The organism is Streptomyces sp. M-16 (genome assembly GCF_052114405.1).
Taxonomy (GTDB): domain Bacteria; phylum Actinomycetota; class Actinomycetes; order Streptomycetales; family Streptomycetaceae; genus Streptomyces.
The window spans coordinates 37,797-45,925 of record NZ_JBFRER010000053.1; the positions used below are offsets into that span (position 1 = coordinate 37,797).

Annotated in this window: 8 protein-coding genes; 2 read left to right on the forward strand and 6 right to left on the reverse strand. The window is 75.8% G+C overall.

Annotation, left to right across the window (positions count from 1 at the left end; all coding sequences use genetic code 11):
• Positions 1 to 78: 78 nt before the first annotated feature.
• On the reverse strand, positions 79 to 456 hold the full coding sequence (locus AB4039_RS23710; protein ID WP_266836895.1) for a VOC family protein: 378 nt from the start codon (positions 454 to 456) through the stop codon (positions 79 to 81).
• A 9-nt stretch (positions 457 to 465) separates the two neighbouring features.
• Positions 466 to 1,095 carry a TetR/AcrR family transcriptional regulator gene (locus AB4039_RS23715; protein ID WP_266836897.1) on the reverse strand — a complete coding sequence of 210 codons (630 nt, stop codon included), beginning with the start codon at positions 1,093 to 1,095 and terminating at the stop codon, positions 466 to 468.
• A gap of 82 nt (positions 1,096 to 1,177) precedes the next feature.
• On the opposite strand from AB4039_RS23715, the gene AB4039_RS23720 reads away from it, so the two are divergent.
• Both AB4039_RS23720 and AB4039_RS23725 read left to right on the forward strand, forming a co-directional pair.
• The gene (locus AB4039_RS23720; protein WP_442271759.1) at positions 1,178 to 2,344 is read left to right on the forward strand and encodes an FAD-dependent monooxygenase; all 1,167 of its coding nucleotides are present in this window, start codon (positions 1,178 to 1,180) and stop codon (positions 2,342 to 2,344) included.
• 74 nt (positions 2,345 to 2,418) lie between these two features.
• On the forward strand, positions 2,419 to 2,865 hold the full coding sequence (locus AB4039_RS23725; protein WP_442271760.1) for a nitroreductase family deazaflavin-dependent oxidoreductase: 447 nt from the start codon (positions 2,419 to 2,421) through the stop codon (positions 2,863 to 2,865).
• A gap of 50 nt (positions 2,866 to 2,915) precedes the next feature.
• Here the strand turns inward: AB4039_RS23725 and AB4039_RS23730 are convergent, their stop codons facing one another.
• From AB4039_RS23730 to AB4039_RS23745, 4 genes are all read right to left on the reverse strand, one after another.
• The gene (locus AB4039_RS23730) at positions 2,916 to 4,511 is read right to left on the reverse strand and encodes a phytoene desaturase family protein (protein WP_442271761.1); all 1,596 of its coding nucleotides are present in this window, start codon (positions 4,509 to 4,511) and stop codon (positions 2,916 to 2,918) included.
• Positions 4,508 to 6,679, reverse strand: a complete 2,172-nt coding sequence (locus AB4039_RS23735) for a serine/threonine-protein kinase (protein ID WP_266836903.1) — start codon at positions 6,677 to 6,679, stop codon at positions 4,508 to 4,510. Before AB4039_RS23735 ends, AB4039_RS23730 begins: the two co-directional genes overlap by 4 nt.
• Positions 6,661 to 7,602 (reverse strand): oxygenase MpaB family protein, encoded by a 942-nt coding sequence (locus tag AB4039_RS23740; protein ID WP_442271762.1) that lies wholly within the window; start codon positions 7,600 to 7,602, stop codon positions 6,661 to 6,663. The genes AB4039_RS23735 and AB4039_RS23740 overlap by 19 nt, the downstream gene beginning before the upstream one ends.
• 120 nt (positions 7,603 to 7,722) lie before the next feature.
• On the reverse strand, positions 7,723 to 8,129 hold a 407-nt coding region (locus AB4039_RS23745), incomplete at its 5' end, for a M24 family metallopeptidase (protein WP_442271763.1).

Genomic DNA, 8,129 nt, shown 5'->3' on the forward strand with positions numbered 1-8,129 from the left:
CCCGCCCCTCGACACCAGGCCGTCGACACCCGCCCCTCGACACCGGCCCGTCGACACCCGACCGCCGGCTCCGGCCCGTCAGCCCTGGACGAGGCAGAAGGGATGGCCCGCGGGATCGGAGAAGACGCGCCAGTCACGCTCGGGCGGCCCCTGTTCCAGGAGGCGCGCGCCGAGGGCGAGGACCTGCTCCTGGCCGCGGTCGAGGTCCGGGACGGCGAGGTCGAGGTGGAACTGCTGCGGCCGCTGCGGGCCGGGCCAGGTCGGCGGCCGGTGCCCGACGGCCCGCTGGAAGCACAGCACCTGCCCGTTCGGCGTGTGCAGCGTGGCCCAGTCCTCGTCCACGGACCAGCGCCGGTCCGGGCGGTTGACCTCCCCGCCCAGCAGGCCCGCGTAGAACTCGGCGAGCCCCAGGGGCTCCGGACAGTCCAGCACCACGCACTGCAGTTCGGCAATCATGGCCGCAGCCTACGGCGCGGCCAGCGCCGCATCGATCATGAGGCGGGCCGTGCGGGCCAGTTCGGCGGGATCCGGCGCCGGACGCGTTCCCGCCAGGGCGCCCGCGAGGCGGTCGTAGAGCAGTCCGTCCGTCCAGGCGGCCAGCAGCTCGGCCTGCGCCTGCGGCCGCTCGGCACCGAGCGCCCCGAGGAGTCCGGCGGCGCGCGCCCGGACGGCCAGGCCCGCGCGGAGCAGTTCGGGGGCCGCCTCCGGAGTGCGGGCGGCCTCCAGGCTCAGTTCGAAGCGGGCCAGCTGGCGCTCCCGCCCCTCGGTCAGCCACCGGTACAGGAGCGCGCCGAGCGCCCGCGCCGCCGCGTCCCGGTCCCACGGGCCGGGCGGGCGGGCGTCCTCCTCGAAATCGGCGAGGTCCAGCTCGGCCAGCCGCCGATAACAGGCTCCGACCAGTGCGGCACGGGTGCGGAAGTAGTACGAGGTGCTGCCCGCGGGCAGCCCCGCGGCTCCGTCGACGGCCCGGTGGGTCAGGCTCCGCAGTCCGCCGGCCGCGACCAGGCCGATCGCGGCGTCGGAGATCAGGGCGCGGCGGTCCGGGGCGGGCGCGGTCCGCGCGCCGGCCGGGCCGCCGGATTCGGGGGTGGACATGCCGCCACTCTACAGCTGTAGAGTTGCGGCGACACCCTCTACGGATGTAGAGGGTCGGAGCCGATATGGGGGAGGCCGCACCATGAACGAGAGTCCGCGTCACGCCGTCGTCGCGGGCGCGGGGATCGGGGGGCTCACCGCCGCCCTGGCCCTGCACCGCCACAGCTGGAAGGTCACCGTCTGCGAGCGGACGGCCGGGCCGGCCGTCGCGGGTGCGGGCATCGTGCTCGCGCCGAACGCTCTGCGGGCCCTGGAGGCGATCGGGTTCGACGCGGGACGGGCGGCGGGCCGCGCCGCCCCGGCCGCCATGGGGGTGCGCCGCCCCGACGGGTCGTGGCTGGTCCGCGCCGACACCGCCGCGCTCACCGCACGCTACGGCCGGCCCCCGCTCGCCGTGCACCGGGCGGCCTTCGCCGGCGCCCTGGCGGACTCGCTGCCCGCCGGTGCCCTGCGCTACGGCACCGCCGTCACCGGCGTGGACACGGCCGACGGGCGCACGGTGGTCCGTACGGACGCCGGGGACCTCCCCGCCGATCTGCTGGTCGCCGCCGACGGCATCCACAGCCCCTTGCGCCGCCGGTGCTTCCCCGATCACCCGGGCCTGCGCTACAGCGGGGAGACCGCCTGGCGCACCGTCCTGCCCGCCGGGGGACCCGCCCTGCCCGGAGCCTTCGAGACCTGGGGCCGCGGCCGGCGCTTCGGGGCGGTCCCGCTCTCCGACGGCCGCGTCTACGCCTACGCCACCGCCGTCGTCCCCGAGGGCCACCGCCCCGCCGACGTGCTCGGCGAACTCCTGGACCGCTTCGGCGACTGGCACGACCCGGTCCCGGCGCTGCTCGGGCGGTTCGACCCCGGGGCCGTCCTCCAGCACGACCTGCACGACCTGGCGGCCCCGCTCCCCCGCCTGCACGACGGCCGGACCGCCTGGATCGGCGACGCCGCCCACGCGATGACCCCCCACCTCGGCCAGGGCGGCTGCCAGGCGATCGAGGACGCCGTCGTCCTGGCCCGTCTGACGGCCGATGCAGACCAGGTGCCCACCGCGCTCGCCGCCTACACCCGGGCCCGCCTCGCCCGCACCGATGCGATCCGGCTCCGCGCCCGCCGGGCCGGCCGGCTCTCGATGCTCTCCAACCCCCTGGCCGTGGCCGCCCGCGACCTGGCCGTGCGCCTCCTGCCGGCCGGTGCCGCGCAGCGCGCCCTGGACGACCTGTACAACGGGTTCACCCTCCCGGAGCAGCCGGAATGAAGACCGTGCCCGTCGGCGTTCGCACTCGTTGTCGGGACTGCTGACCGTTCGACACGAAAGCAGGCGGAAAACACATGACGACCGAGATCGACTGGGAACACCCCACCGACCCGAGGGCCGGAAGCTGGCAGCTGGACCACGTCAGGCTCTACGTCGGCTCGAACGGGGCCGAGGGCCATCACTGGAACGGCACCCAGACCCTCCTCCTCACCACCGTGGGCCGGGTGTCCGGCAACCCGGTGCGCACGCCCCTCATCTACGGCGAGGCCGACGGCCGCTACCTCGTCGTCGCCTCCAAGGGCGGGGCGGACGAGGCCCCCCTGTGGTACCGGAACCTGACCGCCGACCCCCGGGTGCGCGTCCAGGTCGGCTCCGAGGTCCGCCAGGGGACCGCCCGCACCGCCACCCCCGAGGAGCGCGCCACGTACTGGCCGCTGATGGTCGGTCACTGGCCCGCGTACGACGAGTACCAGGCGAAGACCGACCGCGAGATCCCGGTCGTGGTGATCGAGCCGGTCTGACGGGGAGCGGGGCCGGGCCCGCGGGCGGGGCCCGGCCGGTGCCCCCGCGGTCAGTGCCCCAGCACCGCCATCGCCGCGTTGTGTCCGGGGACCCCGCTGACGCCGCCGCCGCGCACCGCGCCCGCGCCGCACAGCAGGACACCCCGGTGCGCGGTGGCCACGCCCCAGCGCCCGGCGGCGTCGGCCTCGGGGTCCGCGTAGGGCCAGGACAGGTCGCGGTGGAAGATGTGCCCGCCGGGCAGGCGCAGTTCGCGCTCCAGGTCCAGCGGGGTCTTGGCCTCGATGCAGGGGCGGTCGTCGGCGTCGAAGGCCAGGCAGTCGGTGAGCGGCTCGGCCAGGTGGGCGTCCAGCTGGGCCAGCGTGGCCGTCAGGAGCACCTCGCGGGCCTGCTGGTTGTCGTGGCCGAACAGCCGCGCCGGGGTGTGCAGTCCGAAGAGGGTGAGTGTCTGGCAGCCCCGCTCCGCGAGCTCCGGCCCGAGGATCGAGGGGTCGGTCAGCGAGTGGCAGTAGATCTCCGAGGGCGGTACGGACGGGAGTTCCCCTGCGGCGGCCTCCGCGTGGGCGCGGCGCAGCTGCTCGTACCCCTCGGCGATGTGGAAGGTGCCGCCGAAGGCCTCCCGGGGGTCCACCGAGGCGTCGCGCAGCCGGGGCAGCCGGCTCAGCAGCATGTTGACCTTGAACTGGGCCCCTTCCGGGGCCGGGACGGCCGGGTCCGGTTCCTCTCCGAGGAGTTCGGCCAGCGCCCGGGGTGAGGCGTTGACCAGGACGTGCCGTGCGACGACGGTGCCCTCCCCCGCCGCCGTGCGGAAGGTCACCTCGGCGGGCGCGGTCCCGTCGGTGTGGATCCGCAGCGCCTCGTGCCCGGTGACGATCTCGGCGCCGGCCGACCGGGCGGCGTCGGCGAGCGCGTCGGTCAGGGCGCCCATGCCGCCGACCGGTACGTCCCATTCGCCGGTTCCGCCGCCGATGACGTGGTAGAGGAAGCAGCGGTTCTGGACCAGCGTGGGGTCGTGGGCGTCGGCGAACGTGCCGATCAGCGCGTCGGTGAGGGCCACCCCGCGCACGAGGTCGTCGGCGAAGCGCTCCTCCAGCGCCACGCCGATGGGCTCTTCGAACAGGGTCCGCCAGGCCGTGGCGTCGCCGACCCGGTCCCGCAGCGCCGAACGGGTGGGCAGCGGTTCGGTCAGGGTGGGGAAGACCTTCCCGGCGACCTCGGCCGTCATGGCGTAGAAGGCGCGCCAGTTGTCGTACTCCCGCTCCGAGCCGGTGAGGCGGGCGAAGGACTCCCGGGTCCGGTCCTCGCCGCCGCCGACGAGGAGTCCGCCGGGGGCGCCGCCGCGGACGTGGGGGGTGTACGAGGACACCGTGCGCCGGCGGACCCGGAAGCGCAGGCCCAGCTCACGGACGATCTTCGCGGGGAGCAGGGAGACGAGGTAGGAGTAGCGCGAGAGGCGGGCGTCGACCCCGGCGAAGGGCCGGGTGGAGACGGCGGCCCCGCCGGTGCGCCCCAGCCGTTCCAGGACCAGCACCGAGCGGCCCGCGCGGGCCAGGTAGGCGGCGGCGACCAGGCCGTTGTGGCCTCCGCCCACGATCACCGCGTCGTACACCTCGTGCGCGAATCCCCGGGAGGCCCTCGTGGCTGTCATGGCTCTTGGTAGCACACCTGGCCGAGCCGCTCCAGACAGTGTGCCTCGTCGGCGTGGGCCAGGGCGGTGTCCGGGTGCTCGTCGCCCAGGGACCGTTCGCGGATGCCGGACAGGTCCCGGTAGATGGGCAGGGCCTCGTCCCAGCGGCCCAGGCGGCCCAGCCCCACCGCGAGTTCGCGCCGGCTGACCAGGGTGTCCGGGTGTTCGGCCCCCAGGGCCTTGGCGCGGGCGGCGCCGACCGCGCGGGCCTCGGCCACGGCCTCCTCCCAGCGGTCCAGCCGCCCGAGGTTGACGCCGAGGACGTGGCGGGCGCGCAGGGTCTCCGGGTCGGAGGCGCCGTAGGCCCGGGTGCGGTCGCGGACCAGGGAGCGGAACAGGTCGAGGGCCTCGGCGGCGCGGCCGGTGCGGCCGAGCGCGATGCCGGTCTCGTAGCGGGCGGCGAGGGAGTCGGGGTGGTCGCGGCCGAGTACGCGCTCCCGTACGGCGGCGACGTGGCGGAAGCCCGTCAGGGCCTCGCCCCAGCGGCCCAGCCGGCCGAGGGAGTAGGCGGCCTCGTAGCGGGTCCGCAGGGTGTCCGGGTGCTCGGCACCGAGGACGGCGGCCCGGTCGGCCGCCACCTCGGCCGCGGCGCCGTGGGCTTCGGCGTGCCGGCCCAGGGCGCTCAGGGCGCAGGCCAGGCTGTGGCGGCAGCGCAGGGTGTCGGGGTGGCGCGGGCCCGCGGTGCGGACGAGGGCGGCGAGCACCGCGCGGTAGGTCTCGTACGCCTCGCCGTGCCGGCCGAGCCGCCCCAGCTCGTACGCCTCCTCCTGGCGCGCCGCGAGGGTGTCGGGGTGGTCCGGGCCCAGGAGCCTCGCCCGCCCCTGGGCGACGGCCGCGTAGACGGAGAGGGCCTCCTCGGGGCGGCCGGCGCGGCTGAGGACGAACGCGCGGGTGTGCCCGGCGTCGAGCGCGTCGGGGCGGTCCGCACCGGGTGCGGCGGGGGTGGCTTCGAGCCCGCGGACGGGGGTGAGGCGCGGGTCCTCGGCGGGYGCGGGCCGCAGGATCCGCTGCTCCCCCGAAGCCGCGACCGGGCCCGTACCGGAACCCGTTCCGACGCCCCGGCCCCAGCCCGCGACCGGGCCAGGGCCCGTACCGGCGCCGGGGGCATGGCCCGTGGCGGGCGTCGCCGGGCGGGCCGCGGTCCAGGAGCCGGTGAGCACGGCCCACTCCCCGGACGCTGGCCGGGCGTCGATCCCGGCCTTGCGTCCGGCGGTCATCCCCGTGGCCCACGCGGGCAGCGGCGGGTGCGCGACAGTCGGCCCGCCGGCGCCGGAGCGGCCCTCGACGAGGCGCCGGTGCAGGTGGCGGGCGTCGCCGGGGCGGTCCTCGGGGCGCTTGGCGAGGAGTTCCAGGACCAGCTGCTCGAAGTGGGCGGGCAGCTCGGGGCGGTGGTCGCGCAGCGGTACGGGGACGTTGTCGCGGTGGCCGACGAGCACGGACCAGGAGTCGCCGAGGTCGAAGGGCGGGGCTCCGGTGGCGATCTCGTAGAGGACGCAGCCGAGGGAGTAGAGGTCGCTGAGGTGGTCGACCTCGCCGCCCGCGATCTGCTCCGGCGACATGTAGTGGGGGGTGCCCATGGCCATGCCGCCGCCGGTGAGCTTGGCGGTGAAGCCGATGTCGTGGGCCAGCCGCGCGATGCCGAAGTCACAGATCTTCACCGTGCCGTCGGTCAGCCGCATGATGTTCGCGGGCTTGAGGTCGCGGTGGACGACGCCCTGGTCGTGGGTGTAGCCGAGGGCGGCGGCCATCTGCTCGGCGATGTCGAGGACCACGTCGACGGGGAGCGGGCGCGCCTCGTTGTCCTCCATCAGCTGGCTGAGGTTGCGGCCTTCGAGCAGTTCCATGACGAGGTAGAGGGGACCGCCCGCCGCGCTGTCGTCGCCGAAGTCGTGGACGACGGTGACGCCCCGGTGCTGGAGCGAGGCCGCGACCCGGGCCTCGCGGCGGAAGCGCTCGCGCAGGACCTGGGTGAAGTGGGCGTCCTGCTCGGGCCCGATGGGCTTGAGGCACTTCACCGCGACCTGACGGCCGAGCGATTCGTCGCGGGCGCGCCACACCTCGCCCATGCCGCCGCGCCCGATCAGATCGAGTGACCGGTACCGGCCCTGGATCAGTCTGGACTCCGCCATGTCTTAAAGCCGCCCCCGTCGTCGTGCCGCGCCCTCCTCGGCCGGTCCAGTATGGCCGCTGGTGTACGCAGTGTGTACGCGGAGGGGCGGCTCCCGGGGCCCAGCCGGCGCATCGCTTTCAAGATGTGACCTGGAGGCAGCCGCCAGCGTAGACCTGCGGGAATGCTGCGCAACACGCGACCCGTGAGGCGCAGGCGCCGGGTGACGTCGCGCGGGGGCGGAGCGTTGCGCCCGTAGAGCCGGTGCGCCCAGTCGGGGAGGGTCCCGTAGGCGATTCCGGCGAGCGGTCTCCACAGCAGGTTTCGGCCAGGGACGAGGAGGGGGTGTACGGGTGGGGCGCGCAGGAAGTCGTCGACGGCGCGGGCGTCGGCCCCGGCCGCGAGGCGGGGGCGGACCTCCTCGAAGTACGCGGCGAGCGCGGCGGTGTCGGCGGGCACGTCGGCCGGGTCGAGGCCGACGAGGCGGGCGTTCACCCGGTTCTCGTCCACGTAGCGGTCGGCCTGGTCCGGGGTGAGGGGGACGCCGGAGCGGAGCAGGACGTGGAGGAAGCTGTCGATCTGCGCGCAGTGCACCCACAGCAGCAGTTCGGGGTCGTCGACGCGGAAGCGCTCCCCCGTGTCCGGGTCGGTGGCGGACAGCCGGCCGTGGAGCGCCCGGACCCGGGCTCCGGCCCCCTCGGCGTTCTCGGTGGTGCCGTAGGTGAGGGTGCCGACGAAGTCGGCGGTGCGCAGCAGCCGGCCCCAGGCGTCCCGGTGGAAGGAGCTGTTCGCCATCACCCCGCGCACGGCGCGCGGGTGGAGGGCCTGGAGGTAGAGCGCGCGGACGCCGGCGATCCACATGACCGGGTCGCCGTGGCACTGCCAGGTGACGGACCCGGGCCCGTAGAGCCCCGGGTCCGCACCCCCGTACGGAGCTGCGTTCATGGCCCGCCTCCCGCCGGGGAGCCTACCCGGGCGGGGACCGGCCCACCCGTGAGCCGGGGTACCGGCGGATCCGCAGGGTGGCGGGGCCCTCCCCCCGGTCGTCGCGGCCGTGTGGTGGCGTCAGGCCCGCAGGGCGGCCATCCAGGCCTCGACCTCGTCCGACCTGCGCGGCAGGGCCGCCGAGAGGTTCTCGTTGCCGTCCTCGGTGACGAGGATGTCGTCCTCGATCCGGACCCCGATGCCGCGGTACTCCTCGGGCACGGTCAGGTCGTCGGCCTGGAAGTACAGGCCGGGCTCGACGGTGAGCACGACGCCGGGTTCGAGGACGCCGTCGGCGTACGTCTCGGCGCGGGCGGCGGCGCAGTCGTGGACGTCGAGGCCGAGCATGTGGCCGGTGCCGTGCAGGGTCCAGCGGCGCTGCAGGCCCAGCTCCAGGACGCGCTCGACGGGGCCCTCGACCAGGCCCCACTCGACGAGCTTCTCGGCGAGCACGCGCTGGGAGGCGTCGTGGAAGTCGCGGAACTTCG